17 protein-coding genes are annotated in these 17027 nt (G+C 56.3%); 7 read left to right on the top strand and 10 right to left on the bottom strand.

The genetic code is table 11. The features are described 5' to 3' along the window. From HP459_RS13320 to HP459_RS13340, 5 genes are all read right to left on the bottom strand, one after another. The coding region (locus tag HP459_RS13320) for an amidase (RefSeq protein WP_171936317.1) at window positions 1-544 on the bottom strand (544 nt) is incomplete at its 3' end. A gap of 54 nt (window positions 545-598) precedes the next feature. Next, complete coding sequence (hisD, locus tag HP459_RS13325; protein ID WP_045308434.1) at window positions 599-1894, bottom strand: histidinol dehydrogenase; 1296 nt, start codon at window positions 1892-1894, stop codon at window positions 599-601. Beyond that, window positions 1895-3037, bottom strand: a complete 1143-nt coding sequence (locus tag HP459_RS13330; RefSeq protein ID WP_150326356.1) for an ester cyclase — start codon at window positions 3035-3037, stop codon at window positions 1895-1897. 106 nt (window positions 3038-3143) lie between these two features. Beyond that, window positions 3144-4115, bottom strand: a complete 972-nt coding sequence (locus tag HP459_RS13335) for a nuclear transport factor 2 family protein (protein WP_022649093.1) — start codon at window positions 4113-4115, stop codon at window positions 3144-3146. Next, window positions 4112-5182 carry a LacI family DNA-binding transcriptional regulator gene (locus tag HP459_RS13340; RefSeq protein ID WP_171936318.1) on the bottom strand — a complete coding sequence of 357 codons (1071 nt, stop codon included), beginning with the start codon at window positions 5180-5182 and terminating at the stop codon, window positions 4112-4114. The genes HP459_RS13335 and HP459_RS13340 overlap by 4 nt, the downstream gene beginning before the upstream one ends. 308 nt (window positions 5183-5490) lie before the next feature. On the opposite strand from HP459_RS13340, the gene HP459_RS13345 reads away from it, so the two are divergent. From HP459_RS13345 to HP459_RS13370, 6 genes are all read left to right on the top strand, one after another. Further along, window positions 5491-6729 (top strand): MFS transporter, encoded by a 1239-nt coding sequence (locus HP459_RS13345; protein WP_022649095.1) that lies wholly within the window; start codon window positions 5491-5493, stop codon window positions 6727-6729. Window positions 6730-6804: 75 nt separating this feature from the next. Then, complete coding sequence (gene hisD / locus HP459_RS13350) at window positions 6805-8127, top strand: histidinol dehydrogenase (RefSeq protein ID WP_022649096.1); 1323 nt, start codon at window positions 6805-6807, stop codon at window positions 8125-8127. 3 nt (window positions 8128-8130) lie between these two features. Then, window positions 8131-8895: an SDR family NAD(P)-dependent oxidoreductase gene (locus HP459_RS13355; RefSeq protein WP_032625875.1), complete on the top strand. Its 765-nt coding sequence runs from the start codon at window positions 8131-8133 to the stop codon at window positions 8893-8895. Window positions 8896-8903: 8 nt separating this feature from the next. Beyond that, the gene (locus HP459_RS13360) at window positions 8904-9647 is read left to right on the top strand and encodes an alpha/beta fold hydrolase (protein ID WP_154051523.1); all 744 of its coding nucleotides are present in this window, start codon (window positions 8904-8906) and stop codon (window positions 9645-9647) included. Then, window positions 9629-10420, top strand: coding sequence for an HpcH/HpaI aldolase/citrate lyase family protein (locus HP459_RS13365; protein ID WP_023306782.1), 792 nt, complete (start codon window positions 9629-9631; stop codon window positions 10418-10420). The genes HP459_RS13360 and HP459_RS13365 overlap by 19 nt, the downstream gene beginning before the upstream one ends. 11 nt (window positions 10421-10431) lie before the next feature. Continuing rightward, a complete protein-coding gene (locus HP459_RS13370) occupies window positions 10432-11607 on the top strand; it encodes a cupin (protein ID WP_171936319.1) in 1176 nt (391 codons plus the stop codon). Window positions 11608-11708: 101 nt separating this feature from the next. Here the strand turns inward: HP459_RS13370 and HP459_RS13375 are convergent, their stop codons facing one another. The 5 genes from HP459_RS13375 to opgC are packed head-to-tail and all read right to left on the bottom strand — an operon-like array spanning window position 11709 to window position 15814. Beyond that, the gene (locus HP459_RS13375; RefSeq protein WP_276350320.1) at window positions 11709-12128 is read right to left on the bottom strand and encodes an ATP-binding protein; all 420 of its coding nucleotides are present in this window, start codon (window positions 12126-12128) and stop codon (window positions 11709-11711) included. A gap of 7 nt (window positions 12129-12135) precedes the next feature. Then, window positions 12136-12474 carry an STAS domain-containing protein gene (locus HP459_RS13380; RefSeq protein WP_046621201.1) on the bottom strand — a complete coding sequence of 113 codons (339 nt, stop codon included), beginning with the start codon at window positions 12472-12474 and terminating at the stop codon, window positions 12136-12138. Next, window positions 12464-13678: a PP2C family protein-serine/threonine phosphatase gene (locus tag HP459_RS13385; protein ID WP_046621202.1), complete on the bottom strand. Its 1215-nt coding sequence runs from the start codon at window positions 13676-13678 to the stop codon at window positions 12464-12466. The genes HP459_RS13380 and HP459_RS13385 overlap by 11 nt, the downstream gene beginning before the upstream one ends. Before the next feature lie 8 nt (window positions 13679-13686). After that, entirely contained in the window at window positions 13687-14586 is a 900-nt protein-coding gene (locus HP459_RS13390) for a hypothetical protein (protein WP_171936320.1), read from the bottom strand. Window positions 14587-14596: 10 nt separating this feature from the next. Next, a complete protein-coding gene (opgC, locus tag HP459_RS13395; protein ID WP_094948225.1) occupies window positions 14597-15814 on the bottom strand; it encodes an OpgC domain-containing protein in 1218 nt (405 codons plus the stop codon). A 284-nt stretch (window positions 15815-16098) separates the two neighbouring features. On the opposite strand from opgC, the gene HP459_RS13400 reads away from it, so the two are divergent. After that, the coding region (locus HP459_RS13400) for a glycosyltransferase (RefSeq protein ID WP_171936321.1) at window positions 16099-17027 on the top strand (929 nt) is incomplete at its 3' end.

Below are 17027 nucleotides of genomic sequence, written 5' to 3' on the forward strand. Positions count from 1 at the left end.
GAAAAGCAGGCCGTAGCCCCACCAGCCCGGTATAGCTACAGGGAATGCGGATAGAGCCGCCGGTATCGGTACCCAATGCGCCATCCGCCATCCCCGCCGCCACCGCCGCGGCGCATCCTCCGCTGGAACCTCCGGCGGTGAGTGACGGGCGAAGCGGGTTTGCCACATCGCCCCCCAGCGAGCTTCGCGAGCGCACGTCAAAAGCAAACTCGGACATATTCGCTCTGGCGAGGATAATCGCTCCTGCCCTGCGCAACCGCTGTATAACAAGCGCATCCGACATCGCGTTAAGTGAGGCCAGCGCCCGGCAGCCAAGAGTAATGGGCATCGGTGCGCAGGCAATATTATCTTTGACGATCAACGGCACGCCGTGCAGGGGGCCGATCGGCTCCCCGCGTCGACGCTGCTGCTGATGCTGTTCCGCCTGAGACATGGCGTCAGGGTTAACCCCGAGGATCGCGTTGAGCGCCCGGTGCTGCTGAATGACGTCGAGACGGCGGGCAATTTCCTCCGGGCAGTCGTCTGGCGGTATCAGGCGCTTCATAGTCTCAGGCTCCCTCGTGATGAAAACCGGGCAGAAGGCTGCCCGGGATACGTTTTAGTCCCGCATGCCGGTAGTAATGGCATCAATGTCCTGCGGACGCAGACGAATTTCCGCCGCCCGTCGGTGCCCCTGCATCCCCTCGGTACGGCTCTGGCGGATCGCCGGTTCTGCGATTGCCGGGATACCCTGCTCGTCAATCCACTGATGGGTACAGATTTTGACGTACGCCCCAACCCACAGACCGCCGGTATAGCGTGCCGCCGCCATCGTCGGTAACGTATGGTTGGTGCCGCAGCATTTATCAGAGAACACCACGCTGGCGTTCTGACCAATAAACAGCGAGCCATAGTTGCGGATCTTCGCCGCCGTCGCGTGCGGATCGCGGGTATGCACCTGCAAATGCTCCGTCGCCATATGGTCAGCAAACGCAATCAGCTGTGCTTCATCTTCGCAGAGCACAATCTCACCCTGCCGGCGCCACGCCTCCCCCGCCGTGGCGGCCGTTGGCAGGCTGGCAAGCTGACGCTCAACCTCCGCCAGGGTACGCTCAGCGATATCCCGGCTGGTTGTCGCCAGCCCGACGCGGGTATGAATATCGTGTTCTGCCTGCGCCAGCATATCGGCGGCCAGAATGCGCGGATCGGCGCTGTCGTCAGCGATAGTGAAAATCTCGCTCGGCCCGGCGAGGGCATCAATGCCGACTCGACCAAACACCTGGCGTTTCGCTTCGTTAACGAAGGCGTTGCCTGGCCCAACGATTTTGTCCACCGATGGAATGCTCTCCGTTCCCCAGGCCATGGCCGCAATGGCCTGCGCGCCACCTACCCTGAAAATGCGGTGCGCGCCCGCCAGATGGCAAACCGCGATCATCGCAGGATGCGCTCCCGGCGGCAGACAGGCGATGATCTGTTCGCAGCCCGCCACCGTCGCAGGGACAATCGACATCACCGGCGCAGAGAGGATCGGGTAACGCCCACCCGGCACGTAGCAGCCCACCGTCTGCACCGGGATGATCCGGTGACCGAGATGTACGCCAGGCAGCGTCTCAACTTCCAGCGGCTGCATGGTCGCCAGCTGCGCCTGCGCAAAACGACGCACCTGATTAATAGCAAACTCGCTGTCGCGGCGCGTCTGGGCATCCATCCCCTGCAGTGCTTCGGCGATCTCCTGCTCGCTCACCTCAAAGTGCGTCGGCACGACGTTATCAAACTGCTGCGAAAAGGCTCTTAGCGCCGTATCGCCTTCGGTTTTCACGCGCTCGATAATGGCGCTGACCTTCTCCGTCAGGGAACGATCGGCCTGCGCATCCTGCCCCTGCGGGCGCTTAATCCAGCTCACCTGATTTAACATTTACGCGTCCTCCATCTGGCCGAGTTTGATTTGCGCCAGCAGCGCCAGGTGGTCATACACGACCCATTCATCAACAATTTTGCCGTTGACGATGTGGTAGTGCGACATGCCCATCACGAACAGTCGTTCTCCGGTCGGCTTGCCCAGTTCGCCGTAACCCAGGTGATGCCCTTCGATGATCCAGCGAACCGCCACTTTGACGCCGCCTTCATCGCACGGGTTGGAACAGATATGCTGCGGCAGCCACGCGCCGTCAGGGATCATCCCCACCAGCGCCAGCGTCTGATGGGTTACCGCCGCGGTGCCGTACAGCTCTTTCATCAGCGGGCCATGCCACTGCACGTTAGGGGCGTAAACCTCTTTGATTTTGCCGAACATCCGACGATTGTAGATCTCGTGCAGCCAGCGCAGACACTGCTCTTCCGTATCGGTGTGTGCAATGGATACATCGCACTCCATCTCCGGCGGATATTGTCCCAGCATGCGGCCATTTTCGCCGATGTCCATCACGCGGAAGCCTTTATCAAACTGCTCCTTTGCCATATTAAATGCGATTAGATCGGTATTCAGGCCAAGCTGTTTCATTAACGACATGTTGTCGCTGACCACCCACTCCCGGTAAATTTTATTCTCGTGGATCATGCAATCTGCCACGGTACGGGTAACGAAGGTGCGGTTGGTCGGCTTGCCTAAATGGCTGTGCTGGGTATGCCGCCCGCTTCCCGTCACCAGGTGAGAGGTATAAAAACCGTCAACATCATTTCCGTTCCAGATAACCTGAGTTGCCATGCCGCGCCGCTCCGGGAAGGCAATTAAACGCTGCAGCGTATCCTGTACCACCTGCTCACGGTTATAGAGTGTCCCCAGCGCGTTATACAGCACGCAGTTATGGGTATAGTGAGAATAAATTAAGCCGACATCGCGCTCGTCCCATATTTTATGGGTGCAGCGAACTATATAATCGACAATATCGGTATAGCAGTCATCAAAGCCGCGTAATGATTGCACGCGCGGTCTTTTTTCCGGTACCAGATCGACAAAATCACGACGCTCCACCTGTAATACAGGTTCCTCTTTCAGCGATTTCACGCTGCTTTTTTCGGGTACGGCTGGTGCTTTATTTGTTGCTTCGGTGGAAGACATATAAACTCCTGCTCTGTTTTCAGACAATAGGAACCCGCACCCGTAAGTGAGGGTGAATTAAACTCGATTATTTTCGGCAGCCAGAATAAGGGGGCTGCCGCCCCTGTTAATTCACTATTTGCGACCAGATCGCTAATTCATCGATCCCCAGATATTCACGGAAAATTAAACCATCACGTAATTCAAGCTGGCTGATACCGGTAATTGATATGGGTTTACGGGTTGGCGCACCAAATTTGCCGTAACCGTCATGCCAGGTTAATAACGACCAGCGCAGGGAAAGCCGAATCGGCTCGTTAGGATCTTTACGCACAATCAGATGATGGAGCTGCGTTTCGCTGTCGGCAAATGAAGCGCGGTAGCCAGAAAGCTGTGCGCCAATTTCCTGCTCACCGGTGCAGAGGCAATGACCCGGCGCGTAAAGCGTCGCCGCCGGGTGATAGAGACCGGGCACCACGCCACTGTTACCGCCCGCCCACATGGTTAAGTAGCGCTCAACGACGCCTGCCAGCGCCCCTTCTACGTCGTCGCCCTCGGGCCCGCCCGCCCAGCGGGCATCCAGCGTCTCGGCAGAGACCGCCTCCACGCCAAGCTGCTGGCGCATGGTCGCCAGGTTAAAGGCAAATTCGCGGATATCCAGCCCCAGTTGCGCCACAATCGCTGCACGATCCTGAAGCAGCCACTCCTGGCGTACGGCCCCATCAACACAGATGCGATCGGCCCAGGTGCGGACCCAGACATTTTTCCCGGTCGGCGGGCCAAAAAATCCCTCCCCCTGATGCTGAATGCGGGCTACGGTACGCTGAGCCGCATAGTACTCGTCCCCCGGGTTCTGGCTGCACAGAATATCCTCCGTCAGCACCGCTCGCTGCGGGAAGCTGTGCATCGCCTCAAGCGTCAGGCGCATAAACTGGGAAAGCTCATGCAGCTGTTTTTCAGGGGTAGTGAAAACCACCGGCGTGGCGTAAAAATCCGCCAGCTGGCCGATATCTTTCTGCTCCCACACCACGTGCGTCAGCGTCAAAATGAACTGCTGGATAGAGTCGAATTGAGGGCTGAAGCCCCGCAATCTGGTCATGTGCGCTCCTTAGACTGGAATAGCGTTAAACCATTGTTTTCGATAACGCCGCTGCGTGGGCGACGCGCCGAGTGGCGTATCACCAGCGTACCGGGCACCGTAATCTGTTCAGGCTCTATGGTTCCGCTGTCAATTTGCTTCATTAACAGTTCCACCGTGGCATCTACCATCGCGCCGACCGGCTGCGACGCCGAAGTCAACGCATAAGAGGGCCAGCCGGAAGGGCCGATGTCGTCATACCCGACAATGGAGACCTCCTCCGGAATGCGCAAACCAAACTCATAGCGCGCCACATCCATTACCGTGACGGCCATATGATCGTTGGCGACAAAGACCGCATCCGGCGCTGGCGACGCCGAAAACAGGGTATAAGCCGCCCGGGTGGTTTGCTGAGCGTCGTAATTCCCGTGCACCACCCGCACATCGGTGATGCCATGTTCTTCCAGCGTGGAGATGAACCCGTGCTGGCGGGCGATATTGACCGGGGAATCCGCCACGCCGCCCACGTAGGCAAAACGCTTGTGCTCCCCCGCCAGCAGAAACTCGGCAATCTGCCGCGCGGCCGCTTCGTTATTACTGTTGACGCTGGAGGCCATGCCACTCTCTTCGCTGCGGTTAAACAGCACTACCGGGATCCCGGCGGCAAGACACTCCTCGGACAACTCCAGCGACAGCGTCACCGAGGCCAGCACAATGCCATCCACCCGGTACTGCATAATCTGGTCAAAAATACGGTCAACGTTACCGTCCCGGTCGCCAACGAACAGCAGCAGGTGATAGTTCAGCGTATCCAGCTTTTGTGCCAGCGCCTCCAGCACCTGCGAGTAAAAGGGGTTATCAAAGTAAGAAATGACGACACCGATAATGCGCGAACGCGCCGTGTTGAGCGAACGGGCTATCGCATTCGGGCGATAGCCCAACTCGCGCGCCGCCTTCAGCACTTTTTCACGCGTTGCCGGTGAAATGCTGGCCCCCGGCGTGAACGTTCGCGACACCGCAGATTGCGATACCCCCGCCAGTTGAGCGACCTGTTGGGATGTGACTGCTGCAAAAGTCTTACGTTTCATTACCCCTGATTCCTTATCAACGTCCTGCCCATTTGCGCGTGCTTCAAACGCCTCAGCAAGTGGGTGTTTTTTATACTTACACCACCTTTGCATGCGTATGCAACACAAAAAATTAAAATTCTCACAACAAGATCGAGATCACTTTACAAACATGAAACCTTTTCGTAACTTCAAATCTTGAATACGTATGCAAAGAGTTTTCATACCGTCAATGGTACCGGAGAGAACAGGAGTCGCCCAAAGGATTGAACCGGTAAACGTCGTCCCTGACTGGTTATAACCCATTAATTCTTAAGAGGTTCAAAACCATGTTTCAAGCACTGTTACGCCGTCGGGAAGCCCGGCTCTTTTTCATCATCAGCATCCTGTTCTTTATCTGCATCCATAGCATTGATGCATTCCTGGCCCCCATGATGATCAACCAGGGCATTGAGCCACAGATCATGGGCATCATCATGGGCGCATCCGGGCTGGCAACCCTTCTGATACGCTTCCCGTTAGGCATTATTTCCGACGTGGTTAAAAGCCGCAGGATCTTCATCCAGATTGGCCTGCTGCTGCCAATTATCGCCTGGCCAATTGCCTGGCTTGAACCCAATGCCATTACGCTGTATCTGGCGAAAGCGGCAGACGGCGTCACGGCGGCGACATGGGTGCTGTACAACATCCTGTTCATGCGTTACTTCGGTCGCAACGAAGCCCCTGCCGCCGTCGCGCTGCTGGCGCTGGCAGGGCCCATCGGCGTGTTTCTCGGCAACTGTATTGGCGCGGTGCTGATTCACTATTTTGCCAATAACATCGCCTTTTTTGTCTCCTGCATCTCCGCCCTGGTGGCGCTGATCCTGACGACCCGCATTCAGGACGTGCACGACCCGGTGCAGGCCCCCACGCTTAAAGCCTGCATCACCGGCGCGCGCCAGCAGCTGGCCGACCGTTCCGTCTGGCTGATTGGCATCCTGGCGACCGTCGTCATTCTGGTGCCCTTCGCCACCCGGGACACCCTGACGCCGGTCTACGCCGAACAGCTCGGCGCCCGGGCGGGGATCCTCGCGGTGCTCGGAAACATCCACCTTCTGTTTTACGGACTGGCCATCGCCCTGTGCAGCTCGGTGTTTTATCAGCGCCTTGGGCTGGTAAAAACCGCCGTGCTCGGCATCGTTTTACAGGTGATCTCCACCTTCGGCATTCCCTTTACCAGCAATATGTACGTCATTTACCTGTGGCAGGCGCTGGCAGGTTTTTCGTTCGGTATGGCCTTTGCCGCATTTATGTCGCTCAGCGTAGTGAATACCTCGTCTGATGAACAATCCACGCGAATGGGACTATTCCAGACCATTTATTCCTGCGGCATGTTTGTCGGGCCGGTAATGATGGGCGTAATGATGCAACATATTAACCTGTCGTCCGGTTATATATTGATTGCCGCCCTTTCCGTTGTGGCCGCTATTGCCACGCCGCTGTCCGCTCGATGGGTATATGCCCGTAAAACGCAAACCTCAGCCCAATTATTAAAAAACGGTGCGTACGCCGCCGCGCCGGATCAATAACCCACTCTGAAGTAAACACCCTTTCCCGGTCTGCCGGGAGGACAACTGACATCTAAAAAAGGTAAGGAGAAGCGTGTGTCCTGGAAATTAAAAACCGGTAAATCTACCGAAGAGCGCCAGCAAGCCAACCAGCAAATAAGAGAAACGGTTGAGCAAATACTTGCAGATATTGAAAAACGTGGAAATAAAGCCATTCGCGAATTATCCATTAAATTCGATCGTTATGACCGTCAGGATTATCGTCTGACCCCCGCGGAGATCGACCGCTGCATAAAACAGTTAAGCCGCCAGGATATTCAGGATATTGAATTCGCCCAACAGCAGGTGGCGAATTTTGCCCGCGCGCAGAAAGAATGCCTGCGGGATCTGGAAATTGAAACGCGTCCCGGCGTTATTCTCGGGCATAAAAATATTCCGATTAACGCCGTGGGATGTTACGTGCCTGGCGGAAAATATCCCCTGCTCGCCTCCGCGCACATGTCGATTATCACCGCCAGCGTGGCGGGGTGCTCAAGAATTATCAGCTGTGCCCCGCCGTTTAACGGTCAGCCCGCCCCGGCGATTGTCGCGGCGCAAAAAATGGCTGGCGCAACGGAAATCTATGCCCTTGGCGGCATTCAGGCGATAGGCGCCATGGCGCTGGGCACGGACTCGCTGGCACCAGTCGACATGCTGGTCGGCCCCGGTAACGCCTTCGTCGCGGAGGCCAAACGCCAGCTGTTCGGCCGGGTAGGTATCGATCTGTTTGCCGGTCCGACGGAAACGCTGGTGATTGCCGATGACACCGTTGACGCGGAAATGTGCGCCACGGATCTGCTGGGCCAGGCCGAACACGGCGTCACCACCCCTGCCATCCTGCTGACGAACTCGCTCCAGCTTGCCAAAGAGACGCTCAGCGAAGTGGAACGGCTGCTGGAAAAGCTCCCTACCGCCGACATTGCCCGCCAGTCCTGGCAGGACTACGGGGAAATCATCGTCTGCGACAGCTACGAAGAGATGCTGCTGGAGGCAGATCGTATCGCTTCCGAACATGTTCAGGTGATGACCGACCGGGACGACTGGTTCCTGGCTAACCTGACCAATTACGGCGCGCTGTTCCTTGGGCCGCGTACTAACGTGGCCTACGGCGATAAGGTGATCGGAACCAACCACACCCTGCCGACGCAAAAAGCCGCACGCTATACCGGCGGCCTGTGGGTGGGCAAGTTCATGAAAACCTGCACCTTCCAGAAAGTCCTCAGCGACGAAGCCACCGCCGAAATCGGCAGCTATTGTTCGCGTCTGTCGCTGCTGGAAGGGTTCGCCGGACATGCCGAGCAGGCCAATATTCGCGTGCGCCGTTATGGCCAGACGGAGGTTCCCTACGCCACACCGGCCCCGGTCAGGGAAAAGGTGTAAGCCATGACGCTTTTGCAAACGCCCTCTTTCACCCTGCACGGCAAACGCGCGCTGGTAACCGGCGGGTCAAGAGGGATTGGCTTCGCTGCCGCCGTCGCCCTTGCACAGGCGGGCGCAGAGGTATGGATCGCCGCCCGGGGCCGCGAGGCGCTGGCGCATGCCGCAAGTCTGGCAGCGGAACACAGGCTCGCATTTCACCCGCTGGAGCTGGATATTACCGACGCTCAGGAGGTGGAGCGTGTGCTGGCGACATTGCCCACGCCCGACATTCTGGTGAACAGTGCCGGGCTGGCCCGCCACCAGCCGTTTCTTGAGGTGAACGAGGACAATTTCGATGCGGTGATGGCGCTTAACCTGCGCGCCACCTTTTTTGTCAGCCAGCGCGTGGCGCGCAGAATGCGGGCGGGCGGTAAGGGAGGGTCGATTATTCACATCTCATCGCAAATGGGACACGTTGGTGGCCCCGAGCGTAGCGTGTACTGTGCCTCCAAATTCGCGCTTGAAGGGTTAACCCGAACGATGGCGCTGGAGCTGGGCGATGCGGGGATCCGCGTTAATACGCTGTGCCCGACCTTCATTGAAACCGACCTGACGCGCCCGGCGCTTGCCGATCCGGCGTTCCGCCACTACGTGCTGGACAACATCAAGCTGCGCCGGTTAGGCAGGCTGGAGGACATTATGGGCCCGGTAGTGTTTCTCGCCTCAGATGCCGCCGGGCTGATCACCGGCAGTGCCCTGATGGTTGACGGCGGCTGGACGGCTACGTGAGGGATGCAATGGAATATCCGCTTCTGGACAATACCGATCTGCCACTGGTGCTGCTTGGTGGCACGCTTTGTAACGCCCGGCTCTGGCAGCCCGTCATTGAACGGCTGAATGTCGCAGCGGTGTCGTGTATTACGCTGACGGGTGCGGAGTCCGCGCCGCAGGCGTCACGGCGGTTATTAGAGGTTCTGCCGCCGCGCTTTCTGCTGGCAGGGTTTTCTCTCGGTGCCATAGTCGCGCTGCAAATGGCCGCCGACGCGCCAGAAAGAGTGAACGGGCTGACGCTGATTTCCGTTAATCCGTTGCCCGTTGCGCCAGACACCCTCGCTTCACGCCGGGAAGCGGTACGCACCGCACAGGCGCGGGGCCTGGCCGACTGGCTGGTCTCCTCGCTGTGGCAGAGCTATGTCGCCCCGTCACGTCTGTCCGATCGGATCCTGCAAGAGACTATTTGCCGAATGGCGCAAGAGTGCGGCATTGAGACCTTTGCCGGGCAAACGGAAATGGCCATTCACCGGCAGGACAACCGGACTGCGTTTAACGCCCTCTCCTGCCCCACATTACTTCTAAACGGCGCGCAGGACGTTATCTGCACGCCCCATCATCATCAGCTACTGGCCACAGGCAACGCGAACGTGACCAGACATACGGTGGAGGCTGGCGGGCATTTTATTCCGCTGGAAACCCCGGATGAGATCGCGCCGCTGCTGCGTCAGTGGATAACGGAGTGCATACAGTGCGCAAAAACAGTTTAAAGACCGCATTTCTGGAAAATACTCCCATCATAAACGGCTGGCTGGCGATCCCGTCCGGTTATAGCGCGGAAATTATGGGCCATCAGGGTTACGACGCCGTCACCGTCGATTTGCAGCACGGCATGATTGATTTTGCCAGCGCGCTGTCAATGCTACAGGCGCTATCGGCCACGCCTGCCGTGCCGCTGGTGCGGGTGGCAGATAACGATCCGGCGCAAATCATGCGCGTATTAGACGCAGGAGCCTACGGCGTAATCTGCCCGATGATCTCCAGCGCGGAACAGGCTCGCCGTTTTGTCGCTGCCTGTCGCTATCCACCGCTGGGTGTTCGCTCCTTTGGTCCGGCCAGAGGTCTACTCTACGGCGGCATTGATTATCCACAGCACGCTAACAACGAGATCCTGACGCTGGCGATGATTGAAACCCGCGAAGGGCTGGCTGATCTTGACGCCATCCTTGATACCGAAGGGCTGGACGGTGTGTTTATTGGCCCCAACGATCTCTCACTGACGCTGACCGGCAGCGCCAGCGCCGAATCCCAACATCCCGAAATGCTTGCTGCTATTGAGCGGGTGATTCACTGCTGCCGCCAGCAGCAGAAGATTGCCGGAATTTTCTGCACTTCCGGCGCGGCCGCCGCAGCGCGCATTGATCAGGGTTTTCAGTTTGTTACCCCTGCAAACGACGTTATGCAACTGGGTCGCGCCTCGCGTGAAGCCATTGCCCTCGCCCGCGGCAACGCTATCCCTACCACCGGTGCATCCGGTTATTAAAAGGAGAAATAATGAAAACCATCCATCTTACCCAGAGTCAGGCACGAACACGGTTAATCGCCCCCGAGGACATGGTTTCCTGTAATCTTGCTTTTATTGATTGCAAGCTACCCGGCTCGCATCTCAAACAAAACTATTCCTTCATCGGCCCGGGTGTAACCCAGTCCAGCGAGCAGGTCGTCAATATTCCCGAGCCGCACGGCTTTAACATTGGCGCGGCGGCTATGCCGAAAGGGGTGACGAATAATCTGCATCTGCATTTCACCGCCGAGGTGTTCCTGATCCATGAAGGAACATGGCGTTTTCGCTGGGGTGCCAACGGCGAGCATGAAGCTGAATTTAGCGCACCCACTATCCTTTCAATACCGACCTGGATCTTCCGCGGTTTCACCAACGTCAGTAAAGAAGAGACCAGCGGTATGGTGTTTACGGTGCTCGGCGGGGACAACACGGGCGGCATCATCTGGCATCCTTCCGTGCTGGCGGCAGCCAGCGAATACGGAATGTATTTGAGTAAAGACAACATGCTCATCACACAGGAAACCGGCGACCCGCGGCCTGACCCCGCCGCGCTGCTGACGCCGCTGTCAGAGGAATATATTGCCGGGCTGCGTGACTACAGCGTTGAGGAGATGCGCCAGCGTGCGGTAACCGGCGATGACCGCTGCTGGTCAGCCCAGGGACTGCTGGATTCGGTGCTGCCAGGACACGGCGGCGAAATTGCGCCGGTTATCGGTTTCGGCATTTCACAGGATCGGGATTCCGCTCCCGCTATCGTGAGCCCGCACGGTTTTTCCGTCGAATGGCTGCGTCTCGCCGAGGATCACGTTGTGGGCCGCCATCTCTGCCCGGATATTCAGGTCATTATGGTCTTTAAAGGCCAGCTGGAGATCACCTGGAACGAGGCGGGCGAAGAAGTGAGCGTTATCGCTCCGGAACGTTCGGTGATCTCTGTTCCGGCAAACAGCTGGCGTCGCTACCGCGCGGTTGACGGCAAAACGGAGTTTATTCTGACGACCCGCGGCGATCAGCGTAAGCGCCTCTACTGGGATGAAGCGATCCTGCAACAGGCGAGAGAACACAATCGCTGTCTCGATCCCGATGGCTACGTGGCGGATGCCGACATCCTGCCTGCCACGGCCCGTCGGGCCGGTGCGATACAGGAGAAATGGCAGGCGAATGCCTGACTGAGCTTATACTCGTCATCACGATACTGGCGCAGACTGTTCACTGCGCCATTGTGGTTATCAACATACCGCCCCTCACCGGGCCTTCTTAAACGTCAACATTATCCGACCATCCTCTTCTCCAGAACGGTGATATTTTTCCCTGCAACGTTTTCCACCGTGAAATTATCGACATACAACAAAATGAGTTTCAGTCCTCTGCCGCTTTCAGCCAAAAGAGAGGCATCGAAGGTCGCGTCGTCACGCACCGCCACGAGACGTTCAGCGGGAAATTCATCGCCATCGTCCGTAAAACGCAGCGTCGCGTCCGAGACGGTAGCGATGAACTCCACGGTGAAGCAACGTTCCGGATCCTCATGTAGCGCATGACGAATAATGTTGGTAGCCGTCTCACAGGCGGCGAGATCGAGCGCAAAGCGCCAGTCATCGCTGACGGATAGCGAGGCCATCTGGCTCTCAAGCCATGCCGCAAGCGGCGAGACTGAAGTTAACGTGGCGGGAAAAGAGATGTGGTTAGCCACAGTCAACTCACTGATTTAGCTGCGCAAGTGCCGTTGCGCGATCCGGGCAGATGCGAAATATGCGATCCATACGGGTCAGGGTAAACATGTTGCGTATACCGGGGTTCAGCGCACATAACATCATTTCACCTTTACCGTTCATCATTTTCAGCAGGGAAACCAGCGCACCAAGGCCGCTACTGTCGATAAAATCGATTTTGCTGAAATCGACTATCAGGGATTTACGATCTTCCCCAATCTCCCTGGCAATGGCTTCCTTAAATCCCGCCGCCACCGAGGCGTCCAGTCGGCGCACCGATGGGGTCATAATGTTTACCTCGCTCAACCGGTCTGTATCAATGTTCATCGTTTACTCCTGTACGCTCAATTACTAATAAGGAAACATCATCGGCCATGGCCTGCTGTTCACGACATTCTCCGCTGCGCCAGCGTATAAGATGCTGTGCAAACTGCGGTAAGAGCTGTTCCAGCGCTAGCGTGACATCACTCTGAAGCCGACGCTGCAAACGCGCCTGACCAAACTGTTCGTTATCAGGGTTCTCACACTCGGTAATACCATCGCTAAACAGGCAGAGGCGATCACCCGGTGCCAGCGAGAAGCTCACGTCTGTCCAGCTGAGATCCGGCATCAAACCTACCGGCGCACCGCCTTCACCGACCGTCCTGACCTCGCCACCAGGGTTCACAATGAACGGTGTAGGATGCCCGGCCTGGCACAGCTTGCCTTCGCCTGTCGCCAGGTCGATAACGCCGTAAATCATGGTGAAATAACTCATTATCTCAGCCTCTTCGCTGCAAAAGCGACCGTTCAGGATCCGAACGACTTCTGCAGGGGACGCAACATCGCTCTCGTCCGCAAACAGAAAACGCTCTACCGCCCTGCCATGCAGAAACTGACGGGCAACAGCAAGTGACATCATCGCCGCACCGACGCCGTGCCCCGACACATCAACACAGTAAAATCCCAGATGGTTGTCGAGAGGGAAGACATTGAAAATATCGCCCGATACCCAGGCTGACGGCAGGAAAATCCAGTCGGCAAAATAATCCCGGTAGCGCAGCTGATGCGCGGGCAGAACCGACTGCTGGATCCGTGCCGCCACCTCAAGGTCTTGCTCTATCTGCCTTAACGCCTCGCTGAGGCGCGCATTACGCGCAGCAAGCGTGGCTTCAAGGGACAAAACCCGTGCCCCCGCGTGCAATCGCGCCCGTAGCTCACTCTGCTCGACTGGCTTATTGAGAAAATCATCCGCACCGGCGTCAAAACCCACCGTCAGATCGCCCGGCTCTTCGCGCGCGGTAAGCAAAATTACATAAACATAATGTCCGAACTGGCGGCTGCGAACCTCCCGGCACAATGTCAGGCCATCCATTTCCGGCATATCCCAGTCGCTAATCACCAGGCTGACGGGCTGGTTTTCAAGGATCTCAAGCGCGGCGACGCCATTCTCCGCCTCGTAGACGATATACCCCCACTGCGTCAGCATACGGCTAAGCAGGCGACGATAAACCAGTGAATCTTCAACTATCAGGACGTGCTGGGACAACATACGCCCTCCTATAGCGGTAAGAACCAGATGACGCTGACGGTGCCTTCCCGGAATTTACCGCTGCCGCTCTGGTGGCCGGGGTAACGGGTGCCGGAGTAGTTTGCATACTGAACAGAGAATGAACCTGGCGTATAACCCGCATAGCCAAAGCTATAGCTGTAGTCGCCGTTCCAGGGCTGCTGCTGGCTGCTGTCCGGAAACCAGAACGCCGTGGCGCGTACGAAAAAATGCTGCTTAAAGGTATAACCACACCCGCCCAATACCACGTTCTTGTTTTTGCGGATATCGTTGCTGTCCAGATCGTAATAGCGCGGAACCCAGCTGTAGCCCATCTGGCAAATGATGGAGTCGCCTTTGTTGATCAGAAGCGTGTTCTCTACGGGCTTCGGCAGTGAAAATTTATACGCCAGCGTCACGGCCCCCTGCTCAAAATAGGTGTGACGACGGGTTCCTGACGTCCAGAAGCGGTTATCCCCGTAATTACTGTAAACCAGGCTGACCGTGTTGGCATGCCAGTCGTCATAGCCAAAGCTGTAGCGAAAATCGGCCGTGTAGCGGCTGGTGTCCGTCACCGGTAACCTCGATGTCACGTTGGCAAACCAGTAGCTGTAGGGTGAGTATTGCAGGCTAAGATTGAGCGTCTGGTTGTATTTTCTTTTCTGATCTGCGCTGTCCGAGCTGTTCGGGATGGTCATCCACTGCTCTTTCAGGCCGGAACTAAAGCTCAGCGCGCCAGAGAAAACGTCTTCATTCCCTGAAAACAGACGTCCCCAGCGGCTGGTGAACACGCCAGCCTGCACCGGCTCACCGTTCTTGTCACGTAGCGATTCCGCATCGTCCTTCGGCGCAGCCTCAGCCCCAGTGGCAACGCACAATAGTGCGCAGGTCAGCAAAAATTTATCCCGCATCTGCCCTTCCTTAGTTAGGTATCCAGCGCGCGGCGACATTATATTTCGCCATCAGCCACAGCACGCCCAGCGTCGCCGCGTGAATGAAGGTGTTCACAGCCCAGTCATGGCGCCACAGATCGAACGTAACGAACTGGCTTACCAGGAATACGACGTAGACGTGCAAAATAAAGGTATAAAGCGAATGCTGACCCAGGGGGATAAGAAACCAGCCCGCGAAGCGATACAGGGGCAGCCAGTACCAGGTCAGCAGCAGATAGACCGTCACCATCAGGCTGATATCGTTAAGCACCCTGATGGGTCCCAGGCCATTTTTCGCCGCCCAGGTATGGTAAAAAGCGTTAAAGTCCTCGGGTGAAAGACTGTGCATGAGCAGCGCGGGCGGCATAAACGGGTTGGTATGGTTCTGGGCAATAAAGCCAAGAATCAGCGCAATCATCACCAACGCCACGAGCACTACCTTACCGGCGGGCGTGCGGGCAAAGGAGATCAACTCCTCTTTGTACCAGCCGCTGCACATTCCCAGCACAAAAATAAACTGCCAGGCCAGCAGCGGAAACGCGAATTCAAACTGAGACGGCGTAACCCGCACCGGCCACACCTGCCAGCAGCCGTAAACGAGTAACGATAGACCCAGCAGCCAGTAGACGTATCCTTTCTGAAGCATTCCCAAAAACAGGGGGCTTAACAGCAGAAGAAAAATATAGAGCCCCAGGATTTGCGTTTGATGAGGGCCAATTTGCAGGTAGAGGACAATGTTAAACCAGGTTTCTTTAATTTGCGGCGTCACCGGATACAGTGACCAGGTTGTCCCCGAGTAACGATCGGTAAAATGGGTAACTTCAAAGACGTTAATAAACGGAAGATATCCTAACAGTAAAAATGAAAGAATAATGATGATATTTACGCGATATATTTTCCACGCGCGCAGATAAAGCCCCCAGGATATAGTCAACAATACCGCTTTTTGCAATCTGACACGGTTTAACATTCCCAGCATAAATCCGGAAAGGATGACAAAACCCTCGGCACCAGTGACCAAACCAAATCTTTCCCAGGTAAATATATTAAATATCGACATCACTTCCGTGTGCGCCACCACCATCATCACTAACGCGATACCGCGCATAAAATCAATACGTAAATCACGTTTATCCGCCAGGGCGTAACGCCATGTTGTTGGTTTGTCAGCATCTTTTTTTATAAGCACAGGCGCAATCTGGCTCATGGGGCGTCGCGTTCTCCATGCTAAAAAAGTTTCTTGTATTTTACTTAGATAGCGTAAAGAAAAGCATCTGGCAATGTTTGGAAGATCTTCCGATATTATTAAGCGTGGTTAACAATTAATTAAGCAGATGTAAATAATCGACTATTAACACCTCTGGAATTATTTCCCCCACGTTCTACACTTACTTTACTTTTTGTTTGCGGACGTGATTTTTTCGTTTTGCGATCCCTGTCGGTAACGGGTCTGTTATTAATATCTATCGTGGAAACAGGATATCCTTCTGTATGGATTTTTATTTTACCCGTTTTGAACATCGCCAGCCGCCTGAACCGCTTAAGACACCGCGCTGGATAATGCTAACATGGCAGGTATTGGCGGTTGCTGCGCTGATTTTAGGCGCTAATTATCTTTACTGGCGCTGGACAGCCTCCTTAAATACCGACGCGCTGTGGTATGCCATTCCGCTGGTGCTGGCTGAAACCCTGGCCTGGATCGGCACCGTGCTGTTCACCATTAACCTGTGGAAAGAAGAAGATCCGCCGCAAAATCCCCCGCCGGTTGAGATCAATGATTGCCTGCGCCCCGAAGACGCGGAAGCATCAAGACCCATAAAGGTCGATCTCTTTATCGCAACCTATTCAGAAGATGTAGAGCTGGTCAGGCTTTCTATTCGGGACGCCATGAAGATGGATTACCCCTTCCCGCTGGACTACAGGGTACATGTGCTCGATGACGGCCGACGCCCGGAGATGAAAGCCGTCTGCGATCGGGAAGGCGCCAACTACATCTCCCGCCAGACAAATATTGGCTTCAAGGCCGGTAATTTGCGAAACGGACTTGAGCAAACCGACGGTGATTTCCTGATCATTTGCGATGCCGATACCCGTGTCTTCCCCACCCTGCTCAGCCACACGCTGGGCTACTTTCGCGACCCTGACGTAGCCTGGGTTCAGACACCGCAGTGGTTCTTCGACCTGCCGGAGGGGGAAAACCTCGCACGCTGGCTTGGGCGAAAAGCAGGCAAAACGGGATACGGGCTGGGATGGCTCGCCCAGAAGTTCGTCGGGCCAGTGACCATCGGCCGCGATCCCTTTTTTAACGATCCGCGCATGTTTTATGATGTGATCCTGCGCCGGCGAAACTGGGCCAACGCTGCCTTCTGCTGCGGTGCGGCCTCTGTACACAGGCGCGAAGCGGTGATGCAGGCGGCGCT

The sequence above is a fragment of the Enterobacter sp. CM29 genome, assembly GCF_013179605.1.
Classification (GTDB): Bacteria; Pseudomonadota; Gammaproteobacteria; order Enterobacterales; family Enterobacteriaceae; genus Enterobacter; species Enterobacter intestinihominis.